The following is a 24,742-nucleotide window of genomic DNA, read 5'->3' as shown; positions in this document are numbered from 1 at the left end:
GTAGTGCTCTTCTTGCTCGCGAGAATTGAGAGCATCCAAATTTGCTTTATCTGACTGTTTTAGAATAAGAAACTAGCAAGTTCACTGAATTGAATGGTTGAGTAAAGAACGAGGCCGAACACGTCCTGAGACGTTCCCGGACTACTATGGAGGGCCAGACGGAGAGGAATTAATCGCGGGAGCGCCGGGGGATAGTCAGAGCTGACTTTAACTTACTATAAATAGTCGATCGTGATAGTCCCTCAGCCGGAAGTCCTTCGCGCTCCGCCAGCGTCTGGATATCTCGCCAGATGTCAGCCAGATGGGGGGATTCCGGTGTGCCATACACCCCATGCGAGTTTTTGACCAACAGCATGATCAACAGAAAGAGCAGCCTGTCAGTATTTTCTCTTTCCGTTGTTTTACGGTATTGCCCACGCTGATTGCGGCGCAGCGTCAGGCCCAGTTCCAGCAGCGGTGGACCGCCCAAGCGCATTAACCAGCTCCTGGCCAGGTTCTGGTTGGCAATGGTGGTGACAGCCTGAAGGCAACGCGTCCGGATCGGCTCCGGGGTGATAGTTTCATCAGTCATCAGGTGCGCCAGCGCAAACATTTCGTCTGCCGGGTAGAGCTGTTTGTTTTTGCCCTGAGGTTGTAATCCGGCGGCTTTTATCTGCCGGGATATCTGGTAAAGCCAGATATCATAGTATTCCCGCTTATTCTCCGGTATCGCGGCGGTTTGCAAGCGTAGATCGAGGCCGCACAGCAACAGGGCCAGTTCGCGCATACTGAGCGCGGGGGTACTGGCTGCCCGTTCGAATATGTTCTGGCGTACGGGACTGATCATCTTTTTATCCTGGTAATGCTGGTGAATGATTGGTTTAAAAATGTACGAACATGACATTACCATACCGTTAGAATGGGTTTATCTCAGAAGATAAAAAGTGTGCAGCGGATAACATGGAGGGGGTACAGAGGGTGAAGGTATGGAACAGCTATAAAATCGACCTGTACCACGAATTATTTCTTTTTTATTAACTGATTATCTACTTATGGTACAGGTGATATAGGTTATAAAAGAAAAGCGAAAGAAAAAGACATGATCTGTTTAGGTCGAAAAATGTTCGAAATTGTGATGTTGCTCAAACAGGAATGACGTCTGATTTTAGGCATAGATATAGGCATACAATCAAATATATATTTATAAAATTACATTTAAATCAATAACATACATATATTCTTTAACCCTCTCGTGCCGACCAAAAATCCCCAAAAAAACCAACCCTTGTGGTTGGTTTTTTTATGTCTGCGATTCCGCATTCCTGAGTTTTACAGCAGCCTTCAGCACAGGTTTTACTACTTACCCATGCACAAATTGGGGTAAAATTCATCCTCTCATCAGCGCGATGAATCTGGACGATTGATGCGCTGAAAACAATAATGATACTAATAAAAGCTCAGGAGAATAGTATGCCTGAAGTAACGCCTTTTCGGGTGCTGATTGTCGACGACCACCCACTCATGCGGCGGGGAATTAGTCAATTATTGCAACTGGATCCCGCATTTGACGTAGTCGCTGAAGCAGGCGACGGCGCAAGTGCTATCGATCTGGCAAACCGTCTGGACCTTGATGTGATCCTGCTGGATCTCAATATGAAAGGTATGAGCGGGCTGGACACCCTGAATGCGCTGCGTCGGGACGGCGTCACCGCGCAAATTATTATTCTTACCGTATCGGATGCCGCCAGCGATGTGTACGCCTTAATTGATGCCGGCGCGGATGGTTATTTACTGAAAGATAGCGATCCCGAAGTCTTGCTGGAAGCCATTCGTAACGGCGCCAAAGGTGGTAAAGCGTTTAGCGCTCGTGTTAGCGAATATCTGCGCGAACGCGACCTGTTTGGTGCGCAGGAAGATCCATTCAGCATTCTCACCGAACGCGAGCTGGATGTGTTACACGAGCTGGCTCAGGGGCTGTCGAATAAACAGATTGCGTCGGTACTGAATATTTCCGAACAGACGGTGAAGGTGCATATTCGTAACCTGCTGCGCAAACTCAACGTGCGTTCTCGCGTTGCTGCCACCATCCTGTTTTTGCAAACACGCGGCATGCAGTAATCAATGAGATGCCGGATGGCGACGCAACAGCGTCTTATCCGGCCTACAAAGCTCGCACAGGCCCGAAAGCAGCACGCCTTCGGGCAATCTGGACTCTTACTTCTCCTGCGGCGTTAGCTGCTCCATCGCCTGCTTAATGCTGCGTTCTATCACCGCCCGACGGGTATCATTGGCCGGTAATAATTTCAGCATCATCTCCCATGCCGCAACCGCCTCACCAAAGCGCTGCTGTTCAAAAGCGTTAAACGCGTACATGCTGAGAACCCGCACGTTGGCATGCTCGCCGCGCACCAGCTGGCGTAACAGCTCCCCTCCCCTGCGATTATCGTCAGGATCGGATGAACGGGTCAGTGCTTCCGCATAACCCAGCGCCGCATCGCTGTTTTTAGGATCCAGTCGATAGGCATTGGCATAGGCTTCAGTGGCCGTACTGGCGTTACCGAGTACCATGCCAATACGCCCAAGCATGATCCAACCTTCAACGTTTGTAGGATCGGCTTGTAAACGCGTGCGCAGTCCCAGCGCCAGACGTGTCATATCTTCTTCATTGAGCGGGTCAGCTTTCGGATCCAACGCGCGTTCCAGCAGCGCCGGAGCCTGAGCGGTGGCCTGCTGCCAGACCTGAACCTGCTTATAGCTGCCGGTTTCATAATAGCTCACCGCACCAACGATCAGCGCCACCACGATGCCGGGCACAAACAACCCAAATCCACCGCGCTTGCCATCCGGGAAAACGTCGTCAGGAAACTCTTCAAGCTTCACCCGGACGCGTCGGCGAGTACGGGCAAAAATAATCCAGCCGCCCAAACCAATCGCTACCACTGGCATCACCCACAAAAGCACAGTAAGCGGCGTCAACGGCGGATCGTAGGTGACAAAGTTGCCGTAGCGCGCCACCATATAATCGACAATTTCTTTCTGGCTTTTCCCTTCCTGCATCAGTTCGTACACTTTCTGGCGCAGGTCGGTGGCAATCATCGAGTTAGAATCGGCGATACTGTTGTTCTGACATTTAGGACAGCGCAGCTGTTCGGTAAGCTGACGGAACTGCTGCTCCTGCGCTTCATCCTTAAACTGCATCACATCGATGGTCGCCAGCGCAGATCCCGAGATAACCAGCATCAGCAGGCCCAGTAAAAATCTCATTGCGCAGCCTCCTTACTGTACTTATCCCACAACGGTTTGATCTCGCTCTCCCACACCCTGGCATTCAAATCACCGGCATGGCGATAGCGAATAATACCTTTACCGTCGATCAGGAACGTTTCCGGCGCGCCGTACACGCCAAGATCCAGACCGAGCATACCGTCGCCGTCAAACAGGCTTAATGAGTAAGGATTGCCCAGCTCTTTCAGCCAGACAATGGCTTTCTGACGATCGTCTTTATAGTTCAGACCCACCACCCGCACGCCTTGTGCAGATAGCTGGTTCAGATACTGATGTTCGGCGCGACAGGTCGGGCACCAGGTCGCCCAGACGTTCAGCAGTACCGGTTTGCCCTGGGTCAGCACATCGGCCTGATAATGCTGACCCGGATTCTCCAGCGACTCCAGGCGGAATGTCGGAACGGGTTTGCCGATCAGCGCCGATTCCAGATTCGTGGGATCGTCTCCCTGAGCGTTACGCGCCAGCTGCCACAGCAGCGCCGCAGCAATGATCAGAAAAATAATAAACGGAATTAACAGTGCGTTGCGCTTCATACAGCCTCCGACGCATTTTTTTGCACCGCGGCGCGAGGACGCGCGCGCTGACGATAGCGTGGATCAAACAGGCAGAACAATCCGCCCAGCGCCATCAGCAATCCTCCGGCCCAAATCCAGCGAATAAACGGTTTGTAGTACAGACGCACAGCCCATGCGCCGTTATCCAGTTCTTCACCCAGCGCGGCGTACAGATCGCGCGTGAATCCGCCGTCAATTGCCGCTTCGGTCATCATCGAACTGGTGCTGTTATAGAAGCGTTTTTCCGCATGCAGCGTGGCTTCCGGTTTACCATCTCGGGTAACGCCAATAATGGCGACACCGCCCCGGTAGTTAGGTCCGGTAATATCTTTCACTTCGCGGAACGTGAACTGATAGTTATGGATACTGACGCTATCACCTGCTTTCATGCGCACATCGCGTTCAACGCTGTAGTTCTGGCTGAAGGCAATACCGACAATAGTAATCGCCAGCCCAACGTGGCCCGACACCATGCCCCAATAGCTTGGTGTTAATTTCGTTCCGCGGGAAACACGCAGGAATGCTTCGGACATCGCCAGCACGAATATCCAGCATGCCATCGCCAGCCCTACCACCGTCATAGCGGCAACTCGATCCTCAAACAACCACGGCAGCAGCAGCGACAGAACAAGCGTGGTGACAAACGCGATAATCAGTAACGTTTTCAGTTTACGCGGTCGGTCACGGCCCCAGCGCACTAATGGCCCAATACCCAGCAACAGCGCGAACGGCGCCATCAGCCAGGTAAACATGGTGTTGAAGAACGGTTCGCCAATCGAAATACTGCCCAGACCCAGTTGTTTGTGCACCAGCGGCAGCAGCGTGCCCAAAAGCACCACCAGCATGGCGGCAATCAGCAGAACGTTGTTGCCCAACAGCAGAGATTCACGCGACCACAGCGCGTTGTTCACCCGTGAGCGGACCTTGTGACCGCGCACCGCAAACAGCAACAGGGAGCCGCCAATCACCAATACCATAAAGGCCAGAATAAACATCCCGCGCGACGGATCGGAGGCGAAGGCATGCACCGATACCAGCACGCCGGAGCGTACCAGGAAAGTACCCAATAGGCACAGCGAGAATGCGCAGATTGACAGCAGCAGCGTCCAGGCTTTAAAGCTGGCACGCTGTTCGGTTACCGACAGCGAGTGCATCAGCGCCGTTCCCACCAGCCATGGCATAAACGAGGCGTTCTCAACCGGATCCCAGAACCACCAACCGCCCCAGCCCAGCTCGTAATAGGCCCAGGCCGAACCGAGTACAATACCCAGCGTCAGGAACACCCATGCCGCCAGCGTCCACGGACGCGAAAAACGGGCGAAGGTACTGTCCAGTCGTCCGCTCATCAGCGCGGCAATCGCAAACGCGAAGGCCACGGAGAAGCCGACATACCCCATGTACAGCAACGGCGGATGGAAAATCAGTCCCGGATCCTGCAACAGCGGGTTCAGGTCGCGCCCTTCAATAGGGAAGTTGGGCAACGTACGGGCAAACGGGTTGGAGGTAAACAGAATAAACAGCAGAAAGCCAACGCTTACCATCCCCATCACCGCCAGCACGCGAGCAACGATGTCCAGCGGCATACGCTGGCTGAACGCCGCAACGGCGAAGGTCCAGCCGCTCATCAGCAGCACCCATAGCAACAGCGAGCCTTCATGAGCCCCCCAGGTTGCTGCCACCCGATACCAGACTGGAAGCTGGGTATTGGAGTTGCTGGCAACGTAGGTGACAGTAAAGTCATTAACCACGAAGGCGTTGACCAGAATCAGGAACGCCCCCATCACGCAGATAAAAAGAACCCAGGCAAAAGGCCGCGCGGAGGCCATCATTCGCACGTCGCCGCGCGCTACGCCCCACAGCGGATAGACTGACAGTAGTAACGCCACGCCGAGCGCAAGGCACAACAGCGCATTGCCAATTTCAGGCATCATGACGTTTTATCCTTATAAACACTTTCCGGGCGACGATGGTTTTCCTGCATCGCTTTTTCGACTTCCGGCGGGGTGTAATTCTCATCATGTTTGGCAAGAACTTCTTTGGCCTGCACATGATTTCCTTCGTTCAGCTCGCCCTGAACAACAACACCCTGCCCTTCGCGGAACAGATCCGGCAGAATGCCTTCGTAGGTGACATCCACCACACCTTCGGCGTCATAGATACTGAAATTCACCTTCAACGACTGCGGATCGCGCTTTACGCTACCGGGCATCACCATTCCGCCCACGCGCAGGCGCTGACCGACTTCGGGCATCTGCTGTGTTTCGCGCTTACCGTAGAGTATCTCTCCCGGCGTATAGAACAGGTCAATATTAGAACGCAGCGCATAAAGCACCAGCGTAATGGTCAACGCCAGACCCGCCAGTACCGCACAGGCTATCCATAACCGATTTTTACGTCGAATATTCACGCCGCCTCCCGTTGCACTTGCGCCGCACGCATACGCGCTTCTCTCGCCCGCTGCTGCGCTACACCGCGTAAAATTGCGCGATGTTGTAACGTGGAATGCAGTACCAGCACCACCAGCGGGATAACGCTCATCGCTACGGCAAGCCAGACATACAAGGCGTAGCCGCCCATCGCGAAAAAATCACTCCATGATGCAAATGCAGGGGTCATTGGCGGCCTCTTTTTAAGATCAGTTCGCTCACCCACGGGCGGCGTTTTTCCATCATCAAAATCAGGTTACGCATGCGCATCAGCGCCAGCGTGACAAACAGTAACAGATAGCCGACGATTGCCAGACGCAGCGGCGTACGCATCGCCGGATCGATGCTTTGCTGCATGCGGGTAGAACCCTGATGCAGCGTATTCCACCACTCAACCGAGTAGTGGATAATCGGTAAGTTGACCACGCCAATCAGCACCAGAATACCGGCGGCACGACCTGCCAGACGGCGGTCGTCAAAGGCATGCCACAGCGCAATGGCACCCACGTAGAGAAACAACAGTACCAGTTCAGAGGTGAGTCGAGCATCCCAGACCCACCAGGTTCCCCACATCGGTTTGCCCCATGCGGAGCCGGTCACCAGCGCAATAAAGGTAAACACTGCACCAATCGGCGCCATCGCAGCCAGCGCCAGATTGGCCATTTTCATCTGCCAGACCAGGCCGATAAACGCGGCAACAGCCATCGAGGCATAAATGCCCATCGACCAGATTGCCGCCGGAACGTGCAGATAAATAATGCGATAGCTCTGCCCCTGCTGATAATCCGCAGGCGCAAAACCAAAGCCCCAGACCCATCCCGTTATCAGTACCACCGCGCTGGCAATCGCCAGCCACGGGATAAACCAGCCACAGATCTGATAGAGCCGAGGGGGCATCGCCAATTGATGAAGTGTTTTCCACATAGTTCAGTCACCAGACTCCATAAATTAAAATCCGTTGTGCCAGAGCGCCTTGCCCGGCCTACACATCTAATTCTCGTTACTGCACGCTTATCCGTAACGCCGCGGCTGTGGCAAACGGGCTTAACGTGGCGCTGCCGACCAGCAACGCGCCCAGAATTGCCATGTACCCTTCAACCGGTAAGTGCATAGAAGCCGCATCCATCGCGGCGGTTGCAAAAATCAGTAATGGTATGGTGAGCGGGAGCACCAGCACGCTTAACAACACGCCGCCGCGCTTTAAGCCCACCGTCAGCCCCACACCCGGCGCACCGAGGAAGCCCAGCGTCGGCGTTCCGAGTAACAACGTCAGCGCCATAATTTTCCAGCTGTACATATCCATGCCCAGCAGCAGCGCCACTAGCGGCGAGAGGATCAACAGCGGCAGGCCGGTCACGACCCAGTGCGCCATCACTTTCGCCAGCACCACGGCCGGTAGCGGTAACGGCAGCAGCATCAGTTGCTCAAGGCTGCCGTCCTGCAGATCATCACGAAACAGGCGTTCCAGCGCCAGCAATGACGCCAGCAGCGCCGCAACCCAAATGATGCCCGGCGCAATGCGCGCCAGAAGCTGCGGCTCCGGCCCAATGCTCAGCGGGAACAGCGTAATAACAATCAGGAAGAACCATAAAGGATTGGCGATTTCCGCACTATGACGAAACGCAACTCGCAGTTCTAAACGGAAGATTCGCCACATCATTGCGTTGCCCTCTCGCTGGTCAGCGCAATACGTCGCACTTTATCGGTTTCGACATTGAGCGGTTGGTGGGTGGTGAGAATAACAATACCGCCCTGCTCTGTATGCTGCGCCATACGCTGAGTCAGTCGCTCAACGCCGTTCACATCAATGGCGGTAAAGGGTTCATCGAGGATCCACAGCCGGGCGCGGGTCAGCCACAAACGGGCCAGCGCCACGCGCCGCTGTTGTCCGGCGGAGAGCTGGTTCACCGGGATATCTTCATATCCGGCAAGTCCCGCCTGCGCCAGCGCAGCCAGACACTGTGCAATATCGCCGTCATGATGAAAGAAACGCAGGTTCTCCAACGCCGAAAGCCGGGTTTTTATCCCCGGCTGATGTCCGATCCACAGCAGTTGCTGATGGTAGCTGTCCCGCACGTGATGCAGCGGCTGCTCTTGCCAGCAAACCTCCCCTGCATCGGGACGCGCCAGCCCGGTAAGCAACCGCAGCAGAGTGGTTTTCCCTGCGCCGTTGCTGCCGGTAATTTGTACCCATTCCCCTGCGTTGACGCGAAATGACAAATCGCTAAACAGTATTCTGTCATCCCGCTCGCAAAGTAACTCTCTGGCTTCAAGCATACCTGGTTATCTACATCCTGTTAAAAGCCCGGTTTGACTTCGCGCATATCAGGCAGTTTGTGCGCTATCCCTTTATGACAGTCAATACAGGTTTGCCCGTCTTTCACGGCCTGGTCGTGCATTTTGGCCGCAACACCTTTCTGGGCGGTTAAATCCATAAACTCGAAGTTGTGACAGTTTCGGCACTCTTGCGAATTATTATCTTTCATACGCCGCCACTCATTTTGCGCCATCGTCAGACGATGGTCTTCAAATTTCTGCGGTGTATCTATCAACCCCAGTGCTTTCGCGTACAGCTCTTTACTGGCCTTGATCTTACGAATCATTTTCGGGCCCCACTCATGCGGGACGTGGCAATCAGGGCAAGTCGCTCGCACACCACTGCGGTTGTTGTAGTGTACGGTTTCCATGTATTCCTGGTATACCGTATTGCGCATTTCGTGACAGCTAATGCAGAACTCTTCTGTATTGGCCTTTTCCATACCGGTATTAAAGCCGCCCCAGAAAATAATGCCGCCCACAAAGCCGATTAACAACAGCGTGCCGAGCGCCAGACGGCTGGGGCGACGCCACCATTGCCAGACGCGCTTAATCCAGCCTGGTTTACGGTTAGAATTTTCCATAATGACCTCTTATTTCCCGTAACCTTTCGAGGGGGTGAAGGTATTTTCAACAATCGGCGCGGCGTCAGCCTGCGGAACGTGACATTGCAGGCAGAAATAACGACGCGGCGCAACTTCAGCCAATACCTTGCCGTCGCTGTCCATAAAGTGCGTCGGACTGATGCGCGGCGCACCGGTGGTGCGATAGCTTTCCACACCGTGGCATTGCAGGCAGCGGTTAGTGTTAGTCGTCACCTGATACCCTTCAACGCTATGCGGAATCATCGGCGGCTGATTCACATAGTTCAGCGGCATGCGCTCTTGCTCTTTCGGCATGCGAATCGCCCCTTCTTGTGTTCCTGAGACTTCCGGTGACTGGCTCAGATCCACTCCATTTGCAGCCCAAACGGCCCCACTGACGACCAGGGCAAGCAGGGCCGTCCATTGACACAGCGTCTTAATCAGGTCATGGCTTTTCATGATTTCGCTCCCGAACTCCATCGTGTTGTTATTGTAAAAACATCCTCAGAACAGACATCCACGCAGCGACCGCAGGCCATGCAATCGCGGCTGGTTACCTGCACCGGACTTTGCTCATCCAGCACCGGCGCACGTAACACATGCGGTTCCGGGCAAACATGAAAACAATCCATACAGCGGTTACATCTGTTACGTTCTTTTGCCGAAACGGTTAATGCCCCTTTGCTTCCCACCACGCTATACAGCGCACCCAGTGGGCAAAGATGCCCGCACCAGCCATGCTCAACGACCAGTAAATCAAATAAAAACAGCGCGAGGATCAGCAACGCTCCGCTACCGAATCCCATTACCAGGCTCCGTCCAAGCAGAGAGACTGGATTTATCCACTCCCACAACAGCGTACCGGTCAAGGCGGAACCGACCAGGATAACCACCAGCAGGACGTACCGTATATGGCGCGGCAGAGTTGCGGACTGATTCAGGTCAAACCTTCTGCGCAACCAACTGGCTAAATCGGTAACCGGGTTCATGGGACAAACCCAGCTACAAAACAGCCGCTTACCGGCCAGGGCATACAGCACCGTGATGATAGCTGCTCCCGTTAACGCCACCGTCGCCGGCAGATGCCCGCTGGCCAGGCTTTGCAGAGTAATCAGCGGATCGGTGAACGGGATAGCGTCCAGCAACAGGCTGCTACTGTAGTTGCCATGCAGGATCCACACGCCAAGCCACGGGCCGCTGAGGAACATCGCCAGTATCAGAAACTGACTCAAACGACGCAGCAGCAGCCAGCGATGACTCTTCCACCATCCTTTTTTTGCCTGCGCTTCACGCCCCGCATCACGTTTACGATTTGCCATTGTTCCCCTCCAGCCAACCGAAGCGGTAATGGTGTCCTAACTCCCCTTTCGCCAGCGACAGCGGCAGCACTTTTATTGCTGGCTGTTCCAGTACGCAGACTTTTTCGCATTTCCCACAGCCGGTACAGGCATCGCTGTGCACGGTCGGAATAAACCGCGCATGCTTGCCGGTACGCATGTTGCGGTCCAGCTCCAGGGTGATCGCCTCATCAATTTTCGGGCACTCGCGATAGCAAACGTCGCAGCGTAATCCCTGATAGTTGAGGCAGTTTTCGTGATCCAGCAGTACCGCCAGCCCCATACGCGAATCGTCAATGGATTCAATTTCCCTGTCCAACGCGCCGCTCGGGCAGACTTTGGCACACGGAATGTCCTCACACATTTCGCAGGGAATATCACGGGCGACAAAATATGGCGTACCGGCCGCCAGCCCGGAGGCCAGCGTTGCCAGCTTCAGCGTGTCATAGGGACATGCCTGAACGCACTGACCACAACGTACGCAGGCGCTGGCGAATGCCTCCTCGCTCAGTGCACCTGGCGGGCGCAACCGCACGCCGGTTGCGCGTGCGGTTTGTTGTTGCAACCCCAGCGCCACGCCAACGACGGCCAGCCCGCCCGCTGCGCGAACCATATCGCGCAGAAAGCGGCGGCGGCCATTTTGGGGTTTTGCTGACCGGGACATAACGCGTTACACCTTCGCCAGTTTCACGGCGCACTTCTTGAAATCCGTCTCTTTGGAGAGCGGATCCGTCGCATCCAGCGTCAGGTTGTTCACCAGCTGTGCGGCATCGAAGAACGGCATGTACACCAGCCCCTGCGGCGGACGGTTACGACCGCGTGTTTCAACAATCGAAATCACTTCGCCACGACGGGAAATCACTTTGACCTTATCGCCACGGCGCAGATCGCGTGCTTTTGCATCCAGCGGGTGGATAAACAGCACGGCTTCCGGGAAAGCACGGTGCAGTTCAGGCACACGACGCGTCATACTGCCGGTATGCCAGTGTTCCAGCACACGTCCGGTAGACAGCCACAGGTCATATTCTTTATCCGGCGCTTCAGCAGCAGGCTCAAATGGCAGCGCGAAGATAACCGCTTTACCGTCCGGTTTACCGTAGAACTTGTAGCTTTCACCTGCTTTCACGTAAGGGTCGTTGCCTTCGCTGTAGCGCCACTGGGTCTCTTTACCCTCAACGACCGGCCAGCGTAAACCGCGCGCTTTGTGGTAATCGTCAAATGGCGCAAGATCGTGCCCGTGACCGCGGCCAAACCAGGCGTACTCTTCGAACAAGCCTTTTTGCAGATAGAAGCCCAGCTCGCGGGATTCATCGTTCAGTTGATCTTCAGCCAGTTCAGTCACTGGGAATTTCGTTACTGCTGGCGTAGCAAACAGCACGTCATACAGCGTTTTACCGCGCAGTTCCGGTTTTTGTGCCAGCAGCTCTTCCGGCCATACTTCTTCTGTTTTGAAGCGACGAGAGAATTGCACCAGTTGCCACAGATCCGATTTCGATTCGCCCGGCGCTTTAATTTGCTGACGCCAGAACTGTGTACGGCGTTCCGCGTTCCCGTAGGCGCCTTCTTTCTCTACCCACATCGCGGTCGGCAGGATCAGGTCAGCCGACAGGGCGCTGATCGTCGGGTACGGATCGGAGACGATGATGAAGTTACGCGGATCGCGCCAGCCCGGCATACGCTCTTCGTTGATGTTCGGACCGGCCTGCATGTTGTTAGTACACATCGCCCAGTAGACATTGAGCTTGCCATCTTTCAGCGCGCGGTCTTGCGCCACGGCGTGCAGACCAACTTTTGCCGGAATGGTCCCTGACGGAATATTCCAGTGCTTCTCACAGATATCGCGGTGTTTTTCGTTCGTTACCACCATGTCCGCAGGCAGACGGTGGGAGAACGTACCGACTTCACGCGCGGTGCCGCACGCTGAAGGCTGGCCGGTCAGAGAGAACGGGCCGCAGCCTGGCTGGGAGATTTTGCCAGTCAGCAAGTGCAGGTTATAGACCAGGTTGTTGGCCCACACGCCGCGGGTGTGCTGGTTAAAGCCCATCGTCCAGTAGGAGATGACTTTTTTCTTCGGATCGGCATACAGCTGCGCCAGCTGTTCCAGCTGATCTTTCGGCACACCGGTCATTTCGGCGGTTTTATCCAGCGTGTACTCAGCAACGAAGGCTTTGTAATCCTCAAAGCTCATCGGTTCAGAAGCATCGGATCCCGGGTTTTTCGCCGCTTTTTCCAGCGGATGGGTTGGACGCAGACCGTAGCCGATGTCCGTCACGCCTTTACGCAGGTTAACGTGCTTGCTAAAGAAATCCTGGTTAATCGCATTGTTTTGAATAATGTAGTTCGCGATGTAGTTGAGGATCACCAGATCGGTTTGCGGCGTGAAGACCATACCGTTATCCGCCAGCTCAAAGCTGCGGTGCTGGAAGGTGGAAAGAACCGCGACGTTAACATTAGGATCGGACAGACGACGGTTGGTGATGCGCGACCACAGGATCGGGTGCATCTCTGCCATATTCGCGCCCCACAGGACGAAGGCATCCGCATGTTCGATATCGTCATAGCAGCCCATCGGTTCATCCATACCGAAGGTACGCATAAAACCGACTACCGCTGAGGCCATGCAGTGACGTGCGTTCGGGTCGATGTTATTGGAACGGAAACCCGCTTTAAACAATTTGGCAGCGGCATAACCTTCCCAAATCGTCCACTGGCCAGAGCCGAACATACCGATAGACTCCGGGCCTTTCTCTTTCATCGACGTTTTGAATTTCTCTTCCATCACGTCAAAGGCCTGGTCCCAGCTAATCGGGGTGAACTCGCCTTCTTTGTGATACTTGCCGTCTTTCATGCGCAGCATCGGCTGCGTTAAACGGTCTTTTCCGTACATGATTTTCGGCAGGAAGTAACCTTTGATGCAGTTAAGCCCACGGTTAACCGGCGCATCCGGATCGCCCTGGCATGCCACAACACGCCCTTGCTGCGTTCCGACCAATACGCCACAGCCCGTCCCGCAAAAACGGCACGGGGCTTTGTCCCATTTGATGGCTTCTTGCTGACCGACTACCGCGCGGGCAACGCCCGGCACGCTTAACCCGGCAGCCGCCGCAGCGGCCGCAACGGCGTTAGCTTTCATAAAGCTACGACGACTGAGTTTCATGGTGTTTCCTCACCTTGCTCATCCTGCTGGTGATAAACCAGCGACACCGCCAGTACGCCCGCAACGTTGCGTACTGACTCAATTGTTTTCATTAGCGTTTCACTTTGCTCAGCTTCCACCACCACAATCAACTGACCACTTTCCACATCGCTGAGTGCAACTTCGCAACCGGGAAAGGAACGCAACTGTGTGGCGATATCGTTGATATGCTGGCTTTTGGCCTGAACGACCAGGCTGCAGACCTGCCAGTTATTGTCCATGGTTGTACTCCGCGTTAATGGCTGATACCGGGCAGATAGCGACACAGGCGCCACATCCGTTACAGTCCTGATTGTCGAGCTGCGGCTGATAAATGCCGGAAAGCGTGGGGCGAAAGGTTATTGCCATGGGCTCACAGCTATCCTGACAGCGGTGACATTCAACGGACTGATGTGCGAGACAGTTTTCCCCAATCGTAAAATTCAGATCCCATGCCCTGGTGTGGCGCGGAAGAAAAAGTGATTCGGGACAGGCTTCTGCGCAGGCATAGCAAAAGCTGCACTCGCCGTGTTTGAAATTTACGCTCGGGTAACCACCCTGGCCTCGCTGCAGGATGTCGGTTTCGCACGCCTGGATGCAGGCGTCACAACGGAGGCAATGGGCCAGAAAGTGAGAGTCTTCCTTGCTCCACGGCGGACGAATCCCTGCGCTGGCGTTTCGCCAACTGCCTGTCAACATGCCTCGACGGGATAAATCAACCATGACATTGTCCTTCCATAATGACGCCCTCCCTCGGCGGGTTGAACGACATAAAAAACTGCACTATTTATGAGTAGTTATTTTTAGCCGTAAGATATTTCAGGATGTGTTAGAGGTGCATACCCCAATTGGGGTAAATGCTGTTGCCGGATCAAAGGAGTGTTGAGTTGGCGGGAAAAAATGCGCTTTTGCTCACATTTCAATGAGTTATATAACAATATATATAACGACTTACTCAAAAAGACAAAGATCTCAATATTAGGATAATTCCTAGGATATATCGCTACCATGGCAACGAAATTCTACCTAATACACTTTAAATATAAGTAAATCCAGATTAATAGATTATCCAAATATGTTAACCTGCTACAGACTCGTTCATAAGACAGAAGAAAGGAAACACTGTGAACAATAAGATGAAGACAATTGTCCCTGCCGTACTTTTCGCCGCCTTTGCCAGCACCTCTGCATGGGCTGCCAGTAACGATACCGCCGCTCAGCCGCTGGAAAAAGTCGCCCCTTATCCCAAGGCGGAAAAGGGTATGAAGCGCCAGGTTATCCAGCTTACCCCTGAGAAAGATGAATCTACTCTGAAAGTAGAACTGCTGATCGGACAAACGCTGGAAGTTGACTGTAACCAACACCGCCTGGGCGGAGAACTGGACAGCAAAACGCTGGAGGGTTGGGGATATGACTACTATGTCTTTGACAAAGTTACGTCTCCGGTTTCAACCATGATGGCCTGCCCGGACGGTAAGAAAGAGAAGAAATTCATTACTGCGCATCTGGGTGATGACGGCATGCTGCGTTACAACAGCAAGTTGCCGATTGTGGTCTATACCCCGGAAAACGTGGACGTTAAATACCGTATCTGGAAAGCGGAAGACAAAATTCAGGACGCAGTCGCGCGCTAAGTGAGAATGTGCCGGATGGCAGCGTACCGCCTTATCCGGCCTACAGACGCATAAACAATGCCGGATAAGCGCAGCAGCGCCATCCGGCATTTTATTTTACAGCGCGATATCCGCGACGGCTTTCTGTTCAGGCTGAGGTTGTGCCTGAGGTTTCAGCTGTGGTTTCGGCGCTTCATCAGCAACCTGCGGCTTGTCATATTTCAGACCCAGAACCTCACTGGTGTACTGCAGCTCTTGTTCCGTAGCCTCAACGTTACCGTTCAGCTTAGTACCATAAGACGGAATAATGGTTTTCAGCTTCGCCTGCCACTCGGGGCTGGCTACTTTATCTTTAAACACTTTTTCCATCAGATGCAGCATGATCGGTGCCGCGGTTGATGCGCCCGGAGAAGCTCCCAGCAGCGCTGCAATCGTGCCTTCTTTATCGCTGACGACTTCAGTGCCCAGACGCAGCACGCCGCCCTTCTCCGCATCGCTTTTGATGATCTGCACACGCTGGCCAGCCTGCCATAAACGCCAGTCTTCTTTTTTCGCCTGCGGATAGTACTCTTGCAGCGCAGCAAAACGGTCGTCGTCGCTGAGCATCACCTGGCTCACCAGATATTTCACCAGATCGAAGTTATCCAGACCCACGTTGACCATCGGCATAAAGTTTGAGGTGGTGGTCGAGCTGAGCAGATCCCACAATGAACCATTCTTCAGGAACTTGGTGGAGAATGTCGCGAATGGCCCAAACAGCACAACGCGCTTGCCATCAAGGATACGGGTGTCGATATGCGGTACAGACATCGGCGGCGCGCCAACGGAGGCCTGACCGTACACTTTCGCCAGGTGGCGATTGACCACATCCGGATTTTCTGCAACCAGGAACTGCCCGCCCACCGGGAATCCGGCATAGCCTTTCGCTTCCGGAATGTCGGTTTCCTGCAACAGCTTCAGCGCAGCGCCACCGGCACCGATAAAGACAAATTTCGCCTTGATATCGTGTTCCGCTTCGTTATTTTTCAGATCGGCGACCGTGACCGTCCAGCTATTATCGGCATTACGCTTAAAGCCACGCACTTCGGTGCTCAACTGCAGCGCAAAGTTGGGCTTTTTCTGCAATGAGGTAATCAGTTGGCGGGTGATTTCGCCGTAGTTCACGTCAGTACCAATCTCGGTACGCGTTGCCGCGACTTTCTGCTGCGGATCGCGACCTTCCATGACCAGCGGCGCCCACTCTTTGATCTGCGCGTGGTCTTCTGAATAGCGCATACCACGGAACAGCGTGCTCTGCTGCAGTGCGGTGTAACGGGCACGCAGGAAGTTCACGTTCTCGTCACCCCAGACAAAACTCATGTGCGGAACGGTGGTGATAAACGAGCGTGGTTCATGCATTACGCCATTATTGACCTGATAGGCCCAAAACTGGCGGGAAATCTGGAAGGCTTCGTTAATTTCGACTGCCTTTTCAATGCTGATGCTACCGTCGGCCTTTTTAGGCGTGTAGTTCAGCTCCATCAGTGCGGAGTGGCCGGTTCCGGCGTTATTCCAGCCGTTTGAGCTTTCCTGCGCTACACCATCCAGTCGCTCAACCATGGTCATTGACCATTGCGGCTCCAGCTCCTGTAAATAGGTTCCCAGCGTGGCGCTCATGATGCCGCCGCCAATCAACAGTACATCCGTTTCCTGCTCTTCCGCCGCTTTCGCTTTTGCCGCCATCGAGACAACATTCAGCCCAACGGCCATGGTGAAGAGCATGGCAGTCACTTTTTTCATAATGTTAATGCCTTACTTTTAGTATCGCTTTTTTGCTTTTAATGCAGGTGAAAATCGAGCGGCACCAACGGTAACACTTAAGTAAAAATAATTAAATAAAGTTTATAAATTATATTTAATTTTTAAAAATGTTATTAATACGTTGATAGCTTATGCGGTTATTGACAATCATTTCTGGAAACCGGTCCATCTGACGGGTACTATGCTGCGCTTTGCTATTCACCGCACGGATGCCTGTCGGTCTGCTGTATCAGGCCATTTTTGACCTGAGTGTAACTATGTCTGCAACTCAACATTCCTCTGCCACAGTCTCGGAACACACGACCCGCGCCGTGCTCCGCCAACCCCGTCTGCTGGTGCGCGAAACGCTGGCCGGTGTGGTAACCGCCCTGGCGCTGATCCCGGAAGTAATCTCGTTTTCCGTGATCGCAGGCGTTGATCCTAAAGTCAGTCTGATCGCCTCCGTCGTACTGTGCCTGGCGATGTCTTTTTTAGGCGGTCGTCCCGCAATGGTTACCGCCGCTGCAGGATCGGTCGCGCTGGTGATTGGTCCGATGGTGCATCAACACGGCGTGCAATACATCCTGCCTGCAGTGGTGCTGGCCGGGATGATTCAGATCCTGTTTGGTGTATTGGGAATGGCACGTCTGATGCGATTCATCCCTACGGCCGTGATGACCGGCTTTGTTAACGCGCTGGGTATATTGATTTTCTTTGCCCAGGTCCCGCATTTCTGGGGCAAAAGCCCGCTCATCTGGGGGTTGTTTGTCCTGACGCTGCTGATTGTGCTGTGGGTTCCGCGGTTTATTAAAGCAATTCCCGCACCGCTTATCGCCATCGTGCTGCTGACCGTGTTCACTGTCACCAGCGGGCAACTGTTACCGACCGTCGGTGATGAAGGTTCAATGAGCGGCGGTCTGCCAGGATTAACGCAGTTACTCGTACCGCTCAACCTGCACACGCTGGCGATTATCTGGCCCTGCGCGCTGAGCATCGCTTTTGTTGGTTTGATGGAATCGCTGTTAACCGCCCGTCTGGTGGATGACCTGACGGTGACGCCGTCGAATAAAAATCGCGAGAGTGCCGGGCTGGGGATAGCCAATATTCTGGCCGGATTTTATGGCGGCATCGCCGGGTGCGCGATGATTGGTCAAACCATCGTTAACGTCGAGATGGGCAAAGGACGCAGCCGCGTCTCGACGGTTGCCGCCGGACTGGTATTACTCCTGTTAGTCACAGGGTTAAGCGAAGTGATGGCAGAAATACCCATGTCGGTGCTGGCAGGTATTATGGTGATTGTGGCGGTAAAAACCTTCAGTTGGCACAGCATCCAGCCCGCCACGCTGACGAAACTCCCCGTCACTGAAACGCTGGTGATGCTGGTGACCGTCGCTGCCACGGTTTCTACCGGCAACCTGGCGATTGGCGTGGTTGCCGGGGTGATGACGATGCTTATTCTACCGCGTATCGTCAGACGCAAACGGGCGACTACATCAGAAACAGCGTTGCCAGACCGAGAAAAATAAAGAAACCACCAGTATCAGTGATAGCGGTTATCATGACGCTCGAGCCGACCGCCGGGTCGCGCCCGAGCTTCACCATCGTCATCGGAATGATAACCCCCATCAACGCCGCCATCAGCAGATTGAGCATCATCGCCAGAGTCATCACACCACCGAGCGCCATATCATCGTACAGCCACCAGGTAATGCCGCCCATAATCCCGCCCCACACGAGGCCGTTGATTAGCGCCACGCCCATCTCGCGCAGGATGAGAAACGTCAGGTTCCCCGGCTGAATATTTTGCAGCGCCAGCGCGCGGACGATCATAGTGATAGTTTGATTCCCGGTATTGCCGCCGATACCCGCCACAATCGGCATCAACGAGGCCAGCGCCACCAGTTGCGAAATCGTATGTTCAAAACCGTCGATCACCCGCGAGGCGATAAAGGCGGTACAGAGGTTAACGGCCAACCACGCCCAGCGGGTTTTTACCGCTTTGGTAACAGGCGCAAACACGTCCTCTTCGGCGCTTAAGCCCCCCATTCGACGCAGATCGGTGTCGGTTTCTTCATAGACAACGTCGACGATCTCATCGATGGTTAAACGGCCCATCAGTTTACCGGAAGGGTCAACCACCGCGGCGCTGACCAGGTTGTCGCGTTCGAAGGTACGCGCAGCGTTTTCGGCGATATCTTCAGGAGAAAAGGTGAGCGGGTCATCTTCCATCACCTCGCTGACTTTTCGCTGCACATCATTGAGTAAAATGCAGGTTAGCGTCAGTTCGCCAACCAGCACTTTATTGCGATCGGTCACGAAAAGTTTATCGGTATTCTCCGGCATTTTCCCCAGCCGCCGCAGGTAGCGTTGCACCACTTCCAGCGTCACGTCCGGACGCACAGTGATGACCTCGAACTCCATGATCGCGCCGACGCTATTTTTCTCGTAGTGCAGCACCTGGCGGACGCGCGTCCGCTCCTCTGCCGGTAACGTCGCCAGCAGACGACCGGTAAGGTTACGAGGCAAATGCTGCACCAGGTAAATCTGTTCATCGATATCGAGATATTGCAGCGCATCCAGCAGCTCGCGGTCGCTCATCTCATCGATCAGGTCGTCCCAGACGTTTTCAGACGCCTCAAGCAAGACGTTACCGCGCTTTTCATTTTCGACCAGTCGCCACAGGGCGTGGCGCTCTTCAGAGGGCAAAGCTTCGAGGGTATCGGCGAGGTCAGGCGGTGGCAGGTGGGCCACCAGCGCCCCTACCTCAGCAATATCGTCGGCTAACGTACCGACGTCATATTGCTCAGCCAGGGTAAGCTTGCCCAACAGCGTTGATATAATGGCTTTATCAGTGGTCAGCAGCCAGATGAGGCGCGCACGCTCTTCATCACGCAGTCTGGCGCTGTTTTTGTTTATTACGGACATTAATCATAAATCCATGATATGAAATATCATTAATCATGATGCCGATTTATGTAAATAACAATAAACAGTGCCGCCGGGTGGCTAAAAAACCGGCGGCACTGAAGGATCAGGCTGTGCGAGCCACCGCGTCGCGCGAGGCGGCGTCACGTTCATCGCCCAACAGTTCACTCAACTGTCCGTTACGCATTTCCAGTAGACGATCGGCGTGAATAAAATAGTGATCGTCGTGGCTGATGGCGAAAATGGTTTTCCCCATTTCCTGCATCAAAGGCAATAGCACCTGATAGAACTCCCGGCGGAAATGGGGATCCTGATCGGCGGCCCATTCGTCCAGCAGAATGATGTCGCGCTCCTCCGCCAGGGCCAGCAGCAGTGCCACGCGTTTCTTCTGCCCTTTCGACAGCTTCAGATTGAGGATACGACCATCGCTCAGCTCCAGCTTATGACCCATCTTCAGATGTTCCAGCCACTTCGCGACCAGCTGCGGATTAGCCTCTTTACCTTCCGGCCCCAGCAGTTTGTCGAACAGCCAGACGTCGGTAAACACGGCGGAGAAGAGCTTGCGGTAGTCTTCCGGTTTTTCAACGGCAACGGCCTTACCATCAAGCAATATTTCGCCTGACTGCGGCTGGTACAGACCGGTCAGTAACATCGCCAGCGTAGATTTCCCGCTACCGTTACCGCCAATCAGAAAGATCAGTTCACCGCGATGAATCGTCAGATTCACCGGCCCCACGGAAAACGCATTATCCTGATAGTGGAAAACCACGTTGCGCAGCTCCAGCGTTTGCCAGTTGGGAAACGCGGTTGGGCGTGGGAATTCGGCCTTAAAAGGTGCCAGTGCGAATTTATTCAGCTTGTTGAACGCCACCTGCGCGGTAAGCAGCGTCGGCAGCGCGCCAACGGCAGAGAGCAACGGTGTTCGCAGGAATAACAGCGTCAGAGAATAGGTCGCTGCCACGGCGGTATCAGCCCATCCCAGACTGTTAGCCATCCAGAACACCAGGCCAATGGCACCCAGCATCATAATGTTCGACCAGTTAACCGCGCTCAGGTGGAAGGTATCGGCACGGATAATGTGGTGGCGATACTCTTTGGCATCCGGGACGTACATCTGATTAAAGATATGCTCGGCGCGCTCGCGGTTAAGCGTCAGCTCTTTGCGCCCTTCCAGCACCGTCTGATAATCGTTGTACAACTTGTCTTCAGTTTCGCGCAAGGTGGCCATGTGTTTATACACCCGCGCCACCAGCACAAATCCGCCCCAGATGGTGATTGCCATCCAGATTGCCGTTACCAGTAGCATTTTGGTCGACAGCATCGCCAGATACGCCGCCGATCCTATGGTCAGGATAATCCCCTGCACCAGCTCAGGCAGACGAACAAAGGCGATGGTGATGTTGCGGATATCACTGGTTAAACCGGCCAGCAACGAGGCGCTGCCAAGCTGTTCAATACGCTCGACGTGAGTATCCAGAATTCGTTTGATAAATTCGCTACGCAGGCGGTAGACAAAGTGGTGACCCAGCGTGGTCAACGCCAGCTGAGAACCGAGGGTGACAACCATCAACAACAGCAGCAGGCCAAGAAACTCCGGTAGCACCATCAGCGTGGTGTCGACCGTTTCGATCAAGCGCTGGTTGATAAACGCAATCAGCCCAATCCCCAACGCGGCGCTGGCGAGGCTGAGCGCCATCACGCTGATAAATGGCCAGCGATACTGCCGCCAGACAAGAAGTAAAAGTTCCATGCACACAACCCGGACAAGTAATAACAGCCCGCAGTTTAAACATCTCTTCGCTGACAGCAATAATAATTCTTATTTTTATTCTTTTTTACCTGCCTGGCGAAAAGTCAGATTGTAACGACAGTCTCCGGTCAACGGATGATAGCCCGTCTTAAGCGGCTGGATCCCATGATAAAACAGCCGCGAATTACCGCCCCACACCACGACATCGCCGTGTTCCAGCAGTAAACGCTTTAAAGGGTCATTACGGCGCAAGCCGCCAAATTGAAAGATGGCTGGTAGCCCCAGCGATACAGAGACAATTGGCGCCCGCAGGTCGGGCTCGTCTTTATCCTGATGTAAGGACAGTTTTGCCCCTGGCGTGTAGCGGTTAATCAGGCAGGCATCGGGTTGAAAATCAGCATAGCCCGCCGCCGTCGCCGCCTGTTGGCACAGATCAGCGAACGCATCCGGCAGCGGCGGCCAGTGCGTGCCGGTGAGTGGATCAAACGGAGAATAAAGATAGCCATGCTGATCCGTCGTCCAGCCCAGATGGCCGCAGTTGGTCATCGCCACCGACATCGTATAGCCGCCGGGCGTCACCATCTGGCGAAACGGCGACTGTCTGGCGACAGCCGCTATCGCCTGCAGTAAAGAGGGCGCAGAGTCAAAAGCGAAACGTCGCAGAATAACCGCACCTGACGCCAGCGGCTCCTGCCAGGGTTTCGCATCCGCAAAGAGATCGAGCATTATGTTTCCTCGCCAGTAGCTTCCCGTTGCAGTAGCTGCGCCTTGCGCGCAATACCCCATCGGTAGCCCGAAAGTGCGCCATCGCCACGGATCACCCGGTGACACGGGATAACAATCGCCAGTTTGTTGGCCCCACAGGCACTGGCCACCGCGCGCACCGCCTTCGGTTTGCCGATGGCGCTGGCCAGCTGTTGGTAGCTCACTGTTTCGCCGCACGGAATTGTGCGCAGCGCCTGCCACACTTGCTGCTGAAATGCGGTGCCCCGGATATCCAGGGGTAGCGATAGCGACGCGTCACGCGAATTAATCGCTACAATCACTTCGCGCACGCGCTGCTGAAAATTGGCATCTGCAGTGACATCCTGCGCGGCGGGAAACAGCGCATGAAGATCCGCAACCAACGTAGCGTCATCATCGCCAAGCAAGATCGCGCAGATACCCCGCTCGCTTTCCGCCACCAGACAGCGACCCAGAGCGCAATCTGCGAGGGTATAGCGTACAGAAACGTTGTCGCCACCTTTACGAAATTGCTTTGCCGTCATGCCTAATGCTTGATCGGCTTTGCGATAGTAGCTGCTGCTGTCGGGGAATCCGGCGTTGAGAATCGCCTGTGTAACCGGAACACCTTTCGCCAGGGCATCGCGCAGACGGCGAGCACGCCATGATTGTTGCCACACTTTCGGGGTCATGCCCGTCGTGGCTTTGAACAGACGATGCAAGTGATACGGGCTCATTGCCACCTGCTGTGCCAGCTCGTCCAGCGTAAGAGGTGACTCTTGCTCCAACAACTGACAGGCGCGGGCAATTTTGTCCAGCCGATGCTGTTGCGCGCTGTCTTTATCCGGCTGGCAGCGCTTACAGGGGCGAAACCCGGCATCCTGTGCCTGCTGGGCATCGGCGAAAAAACGGACATTTTTGCGCAGCGCATGTTTTGCCCGACAGGACGGACGGCAGAAAATACCGGTGGTCTGGACGGCAAAAACAAACTGACCGTCGGCGTTAACGTCGCGATCCACAACGGACTGCCAACGGTCATCGTCAGTGATGTGTAAACGATTTTTCATTTCGGACTCCTTTGTTAAGCATAGCGCTTAGCCTCAGTGTGTCCCCATCGTCGGGCATAAAAACCCGCAATCTTGCTTTTTAATTTTTTTCGCTGACCAGAAAGCTATTAAACTGCGGCGACATCCAGGTTTTAAACCCCTCGCCCTCTTTCACAATCATATAGACCGCCAACCCTTCACGACGCACGACTTCTTTGGCCTTTTCCGGGCCGAGCACCATCAATCCGGTATCCCAGCCATCGGCCTCCAGCGCCGTTGGCGCAATCACCGTTACGGACACCAAATTATGTTCGATCGGGCGACCGGTTTGCGGGTCGATAACATGGGAAAGGCGCTTACCGTCCAGCTCATAATAGTTCCGGTAGCTGCCGGAGGTGCTAATGCCGTGCCCGTTAATGTCGACAATCGCCTGCACAGCGTTTTCGCGATCGGTCGGTTTCTGGATCGCCACTCGCCACGGATGCCCTTCAGCATTCATTCCTCTGCTGTTCAGTGCACCACCAACGGAAACCAGATAACGGGCGATCCCTTCTTGCTCCATCAATCGAGCCAGATGATCGGCGGCGTACCCTTCACCAACGGTAGAGAGATCCACATACAGATCCGGCAAGTCTTTTTGCAGGTAGTTCTGATGCGCTTCATTCACGACTTTCAGATGAGAAAGCCCGGTTTGCGCTTTTGCAGCGTCAATTTGCCCTTGGGTGGGAATATGCAACGGTTGCTGATCCGGGCCAAATCCCCACAGGTTGACTAACGGCCCCACGGTGATATCCATGGCCCCATCGGTTTTTGCACCAATGCGTAGCGCCGAAGTCACGATATCCGCCATGGCGTCGTTAACCGGCCACGGCGACAGACTTTTCGACAGGTTAAAGCGCATTAACGCAGAATCGTCTTTATAGGTGGAGAGCAGTTGATCATCGGCATCAAGCTGGGTCTGGATCTTGGCCTGCAGTTCCCTGGCGCGTTTGGTATCTACGCCTACCGCGCTGACCCGCCAGAAAGTGCCCATCGTTTTACCTTCCAGAACGATGGCAGGTGTTGTGGTCTGAGCAGGTTTCGGGGCCTCATCGCACCCGACAAAAAAGATCGTCACAGCCAGCAGTGCTGCGCGATAAAAATTCATTTCCATACGTAATTATCCTCATGCGAACGGGCGCAAGAGTACACCAAAAATCGTTGTTTGTACGGCGAAAAAACGGCATTAAAAAAGGCCCCGCAGGGCCTTT

General features: G+C 54.4%; 25 protein-coding genes. 3 read left to right on the top strand and 22 right to left on the bottom strand.

Annotated elements, in window-relative coordinates; translation table 11 throughout:
- Positions 1-169: 169 nt before the first annotated feature.
- A complete protein-coding gene (locus tag JQN59_RS07970) occupies positions 170-826 on the bottom strand; it encodes a hypothetical protein (RefSeq protein ID WP_046881763.1) in 657 nt (218 codons plus the stop codon).
- A gap of 623 nt (positions 827-1,449) precedes the next feature.
- Between JQN59_RS07970 and narP the strand changes: the two genes are divergently transcribed.
- Complete coding sequence (gene narP / locus JQN59_RS07965) at positions 1,450-2,097, top strand: nitrate/nitrite response regulator protein NarP (protein WP_003834605.1); 648 nt, start codon at positions 1,450-1,452, stop codon at positions 2,095-2,097.
- A 96-nt stretch (positions 2,098-2,193) separates the two neighbouring features.
- Here narP and JQN59_RS07960 read toward each other — a convergent pair whose 3' ends face one another.
- The 15 genes from JQN59_RS07960 to napF form a co-directional block, all read right to left on the bottom strand.
- Positions 2,194-3,243 (bottom strand): cytochrome c-type biogenesis protein CcmH, encoded by a 1,050-nt coding sequence (locus JQN59_RS07960; protein ID WP_149607658.1) that lies wholly within the window; start codon positions 3,241-3,243, stop codon positions 2,194-2,196.
- On the bottom strand, positions 3,240-3,797 hold the full coding sequence (gene dsbE, locus JQN59_RS07955; RefSeq protein ID WP_003834613.1) for a thiol:disulfide interchange protein DsbE: 558 nt from the start codon (positions 3,795-3,797) through the stop codon (positions 3,240-3,242). The genes JQN59_RS07960 and dsbE overlap by 4 nt, the downstream gene beginning before the upstream one ends.
- Entirely contained in the window at positions 3,794-5,749 is a 1,956-nt protein-coding gene (locus JQN59_RS07950; RefSeq protein ID WP_048224655.1) for a heme lyase CcmF/NrfE family subunit, read from the bottom strand. The genes dsbE and JQN59_RS07950 overlap by 4 nt, the downstream gene beginning before the upstream one ends.
- Positions 5,746-6,225: a cytochrome c maturation protein CcmE gene (gene ccmE / locus JQN59_RS07945; protein ID WP_016150677.1), complete on the bottom strand. Its 480-nt coding sequence runs from the start codon at positions 6,223-6,225 to the stop codon at positions 5,746-5,748. The genes JQN59_RS07950 and ccmE overlap by 4 nt, the downstream gene beginning before the upstream one ends.
- On the bottom strand, positions 6,222-6,434 hold the full coding sequence (gene ccmD / locus JQN59_RS07940) for a heme exporter protein CcmD (RefSeq protein ID WP_048215892.1): 213 nt from the start codon (positions 6,432-6,434) through the stop codon (positions 6,222-6,224). The genes ccmE and ccmD overlap by 4 nt, the downstream gene beginning before the upstream one ends.
- Positions 6,431-7,168, bottom strand: a complete 738-nt coding sequence (locus JQN59_RS07935) for a heme ABC transporter permease (protein WP_003027538.1) — start codon at positions 7,166-7,168, stop codon at positions 6,431-6,433. Before JQN59_RS07935 ends, ccmD begins: the two co-directional genes overlap by 4 nt.
- Before the next feature lie 76 nt (positions 7,169-7,244).
- The gene (gene ccmB, locus JQN59_RS07930) at positions 7,245-7,904 is read right to left on the bottom strand and encodes a heme exporter protein CcmB (RefSeq protein WP_048215891.1); all 660 of its coding nucleotides are present in this window, start codon (positions 7,902-7,904) and stop codon (positions 7,245-7,247) included.
- Positions 7,901-8,521: a cytochrome c biogenesis heme-transporting ATPase CcmA gene (gene ccmA / locus JQN59_RS07925; protein WP_043017002.1), complete on the bottom strand. Its 621-nt coding sequence runs from the start codon at positions 8,519-8,521 to the stop codon at positions 7,901-7,903. The genes ccmB and ccmA overlap by 4 nt, the downstream gene beginning before the upstream one ends.
- Positions 8,522-8,541: 20 nt before the next feature.
- The gene (gene napC, locus JQN59_RS07920; RefSeq protein ID WP_003027548.1) at positions 8,542-9,144 is read right to left on the bottom strand and encodes a cytochrome c-type protein NapC; all 603 of its coding nucleotides are present in this window, start codon (positions 9,142-9,144) and stop codon (positions 8,542-8,544) included.
- Between the two features lie 9 nt (positions 9,145-9,153).
- Complete coding sequence (gene napB / locus JQN59_RS07915; protein ID WP_048215889.1) at positions 9,154-9,603, bottom strand: nitrate reductase cytochrome c-type subunit; 450 nt, start codon at positions 9,601-9,603, stop codon at positions 9,154-9,156.
- Complete coding sequence (gene napH / locus JQN59_RS07910; protein WP_003027552.1) at positions 9,600-10,463, bottom strand: quinol dehydrogenase ferredoxin subunit NapH; 864 nt, start codon at positions 10,461-10,463, stop codon at positions 9,600-9,602. Before napH ends, napB begins: the two co-directional genes overlap by 4 nt.
- Complete coding sequence (napG, locus tag JQN59_RS07905; RefSeq protein ID WP_003834629.1) at positions 10,450-11,145, bottom strand: ferredoxin-type protein NapG; 696 nt, start codon at positions 11,143-11,145, stop codon at positions 10,450-10,452. Before napG ends, napH begins: the two co-directional genes overlap by 14 nt.
- Before the next feature lie 6 nt (positions 11,146-11,151).
- A complete protein-coding gene (gene napA, locus JQN59_RS07900; RefSeq protein ID WP_008785300.1) occupies positions 11,152-13,638 on the bottom strand; it encodes a nitrate reductase catalytic subunit NapA in 2,487 nt (828 codons plus the stop codon).
- Complete coding sequence (gene napD / locus JQN59_RS07895; RefSeq protein WP_003027560.1) at positions 13,635-13,898, bottom strand: chaperone NapD; 264 nt, start codon at positions 13,896-13,898, stop codon at positions 13,635-13,637. Before napD ends, napA begins: the two co-directional genes overlap by 4 nt.
- The gene (napF, locus tag JQN59_RS07890; protein WP_003027564.1) at positions 13,888-14,379 is read right to left on the bottom strand and encodes a ferredoxin-type protein NapF; all 492 of its coding nucleotides are present in this window, start codon (positions 14,377-14,379) and stop codon (positions 13,888-13,890) included. The genes napD and napF overlap by 11 nt, the downstream gene beginning before the upstream one ends.
- A gap of 413 nt (positions 14,380-14,792) precedes the next feature.
- Here napF and eco point away from each other — a divergent pair, with 413 nt between their 5' ends.
- Entirely contained in the window at positions 14,793-15,290 is a 498-nt protein-coding gene (gene eco / locus JQN59_RS07885) for a serine protease inhibitor ecotin (protein WP_048216405.1), read from the top strand.
- A gap of 96 nt (positions 15,291-15,386) precedes the next feature.
- On the opposite strand, the gene mqo is transcribed toward eco, so the two are convergent.
- Positions 15,387-17,048 carry a malate dehydrogenase (quinone) gene (mqo, locus tag JQN59_RS07880; protein ID WP_003834639.1) on the bottom strand — a complete coding sequence of 554 codons (1,662 nt, stop codon included), beginning with the start codon at positions 17,046-17,048 and terminating at the stop codon, positions 15,387-15,389.
- Positions 17,049-17,326: 278 nt separating this feature from the next.
- On the opposite strand from mqo, the gene JQN59_RS07875 reads away from it, so the two are divergent.
- Positions 17,327-18,574, top strand: coding sequence for a SulP family inorganic anion transporter (locus tag JQN59_RS07875; RefSeq protein ID WP_048236386.1), 1,248 nt, complete (start codon positions 17,327-17,329; stop codon positions 18,572-18,574).
- On the opposite strand, the gene mgtE is transcribed toward JQN59_RS07875, so the two are convergent.
- From mgtE to apbE, 5 genes are all read right to left on the bottom strand, one after another.
- Positions 18,537-19,973, bottom strand: coding sequence for a magnesium transporter (gene mgtE, locus JQN59_RS07870; RefSeq protein WP_008785304.1), 1,437 nt, complete (start codon positions 19,971-19,973; stop codon positions 18,537-18,539). The genes JQN59_RS07875 and mgtE overlap by 38 nt on opposite strands.
- 106 nt (positions 19,974-20,079) lie before the next feature.
- Complete coding sequence (locus JQN59_RS07865) at positions 20,080-21,723, bottom strand: multidrug ABC transporter permease/ATP-binding protein (protein WP_003834645.1); 1,644 nt, start codon at positions 21,721-21,723, stop codon at positions 20,080-20,082.
- Between the two features lie 75 nt (positions 21,724-21,798).
- On the bottom strand, positions 21,799-22,449 hold the full coding sequence (alkB, locus tag JQN59_RS07860) for a DNA oxidative demethylase AlkB (RefSeq protein ID WP_048224665.1): 651 nt from the start codon (positions 22,447-22,449) through the stop codon (positions 21,799-21,801).
- On the bottom strand, positions 22,449-23,513 hold the full coding sequence (gene ada, locus JQN59_RS07855; protein WP_149607659.1) for a bifunctional DNA-binding transcriptional regulator/O6-methylguanine-DNA methyltransferase Ada: 1,065 nt from the start codon (positions 23,511-23,513) through the stop codon (positions 22,449-22,451). Before ada ends, alkB begins: the two co-directional genes overlap by 1 nt.
- A 79-nt stretch (positions 23,514-23,592) precedes the next feature.
- Positions 23,593-24,645 (bottom strand): FAD:protein FMN transferase ApbE, encoded by a 1,053-nt coding sequence (apbE, locus tag JQN59_RS07850; protein ID WP_149607660.1) that lies wholly within the window; start codon positions 24,643-24,645, stop codon positions 23,593-23,595.
- Positions 24,646-24,742: the final 97 nt, after the last annotated feature.

Source organism: Citrobacter sp. B72, from assembly GCF_016894305.1.
Taxonomy (GTDB): Bacteria; Pseudomonadota; Gammaproteobacteria; order Enterobacterales; family Enterobacteriaceae; genus Citrobacter; species Citrobacter portucalensis.
The sequence above is the reverse complement of the archived record's forward strand: the minus strand, read 5'-3'. Positions and strand labels throughout refer to the sequence as shown.

Bases quoted from the DNA above. Each gene is read 5' to 3' on its own strand.
- JQN59_RS07875 (WP_048236386.1), top strand. From the start codon at position 17,327: ATGTCTGCAACTCAACATTCCTCTGCCACAGTCTCGGAACACACGACC.
- alkB (WP_048224665.1), bottom strand. From the start codon at position 22,449: ATGCTCGATCTCTTTGCGGATGCGAAACCCTGGCAGGAGCCGCTGGCG.
- JQN59_RS07960 (WP_149607658.1), bottom strand. From the start codon at position 3,243: ATGAGATTTTTACTGGGCCTGCTGATGCTGGTTATCTCGGGATCTGCG.
- JQN59_RS07970 (WP_046881763.1), bottom strand. From the start codon at position 826: ATGATCAGTCCCGTACGCCAGAACATATTCGAACGGGCAGCCAGTACC.
- napF (WP_003027564.1), bottom strand. From the start codon at position 14,379: ATGGTTGATTTATCCCGTCGAGGCATGTTGACAGGCAGTTGGCGAAAC.
- napB (WP_048215889.1), bottom strand. From the start codon at position 9,603: ATGAAAAGCCATGACCTGATTAAGACGCTGTGTCAATGGACGGCCCTG.
- mqo (WP_003834639.1), bottom strand. From the start codon at position 17,048: ATGAAAAAAGTGACTGCCATGCTCTTCACCATGGCCGTTGGGCTGAAT.
- narP (WP_003834605.1), top strand. From the start codon at position 1,450: ATGCCTGAAGTAACGCCTTTTCGGGTGCTGATTGTCGACGACCACCCA.
- napD (WP_003027560.1), bottom strand. From the start codon at position 13,898: ATGGACAATAACTGGCAGGTCTGCAGCCTGGTCGTTCAGGCCAAAAGC.
- napA (WP_008785300.1), bottom strand. From the start codon at position 13,638: ATGAAACTCAGTCGTCGTAGCTTTATGAAAGCTAACGCCGTTGCGGCC.
- ada (WP_149607659.1), bottom strand. From the start codon at position 23,513: ATGAAAAATCGTTTACACATCACTGACGATGACCGTTGGCAGTCCGTT.
- eco (WP_048216405.1), top strand. From the start codon at position 14,793: ATGAAGACAATTGTCCCTGCCGTACTTTTCGCCGCCTTTGCCAGCACC.
- JQN59_RS07865 (WP_003834645.1), bottom strand. From the start codon at position 21,723: ATGGAACTTTTACTTCTTGTCTGGCGGCAGTATCGCTGGCCATTTATC.
- JQN59_RS07935 (WP_003027538.1), bottom strand. From the start codon at position 7,168: ATGTGGAAAACACTTCATCAATTGGCGATGCCCCCTCGGCTCTATCAG.
- ccmB (WP_048215891.1), bottom strand. From the start codon at position 7,904: ATGATGTGGCGAATCTTCCGTTTAGAACTGCGAGTTGCGTTTCGTCAT.
- mgtE (WP_008785304.1), bottom strand. From the start codon at position 19,973: ATGTCCGTAATAAACAAAAACAGCGCCAGACTGCGTGATGAAGAGCGT.
- napC (WP_003027548.1), bottom strand. From the start codon at position 9,144: ATGGAAAATTCTAACCGTAAACCAGGCTGGATTAAGCGCGTCTGGCAA.
- napG (WP_003834629.1), bottom strand. From the start codon at position 11,145: ATGTCCCGGTCAGCAAAACCCCAAAATGGCCGCCGCCGCTTTCTGCGC.
- apbE (WP_149607660.1), bottom strand. From the start codon at position 24,645: ATGGAAATGAATTTTTATCGCGCAGCACTGCTGGCTGTGACGATCTTT.
- dsbE (WP_003834613.1), bottom strand. From the start codon at position 3,797: ATGAAGCGCAACGCACTGTTAATTCCGTTTATTATTTTTCTGATCATT.
- ccmA (WP_043017002.1), bottom strand. From the start codon at position 8,521: ATGCTTGAAGCCAGAGAGTTACTTTGCGAGCGGGATGACAGAATACTG.
- napH (WP_003027552.1), bottom strand. From the start codon at position 10,463: ATGGCAAATCGTAAACGTGATGCGGGGCGTGAAGCGCAGGCAAAAAAA.
- ccmD (WP_048215892.1), bottom strand. From the start codon at position 6,434: ATGACCCCTGCATTTGCATCATGGAGTGATTTTTTCGCGATGGGCGGC.
- JQN59_RS07950 (WP_048224655.1), bottom strand. From the start codon at position 5,749: ATGATGCCTGAAATTGGCAATGCGCTGTTGTGCCTTGCGCTCGGCGTG.